Raw genomic sequence first — 288 nt, 5'->3', positions numbered from 1 at the left:
CATCGCCAAGGGCCTGACCTCGGCCTATGCGCCGCTTTCCGGCGTCATCGTCTCCGACAAGGTCTGGCAGGTGCTGGTCAAGGGCTCCGACAAGCTGGGCTCGCTTGGCCATGGCTGGACCTACTCGGCGCACCCGATCTGCGTTGCCGCAGGCGTTGCCAATCTCGAGCTGATCGACGAGATGGACCTGGTGCGGAACGCAGGCGAAACAGGCGCCTATTTCCGCGCCGAGCTTGCCAGGGCCGTCGGCGGTCACAAGCATGTCGGGGAGGTGCGCGGCGACGGCAT

Annotated in this window: 1 protein-coding gene; it reads left to right on the top strand. The window is 66.3% G+C overall.

The features are described from left to right. Positions 1 to 288, top strand: a 288-nt coding sequence (locus EN861_RS34975) for an aminotransferase class III-fold pyridoxal phosphate-dependent enzyme (protein WP_135928254.1), incomplete at both ends; no start/stop codon positions are given.

The organism is Mesorhizobium sp. M8A.F.Ca.ET.218.01.1.1 (assembly GCF_004791165.1).
GTDB lineage: Bacteria > Pseudomonadota > Alphaproteobacteria > Rhizobiales > Rhizobiaceae > Mesorhizobium.
The sequence above is the reverse complement of the archived record's forward strand: the minus strand, read 5'-3'. Positions and strand labels throughout refer to the sequence as shown.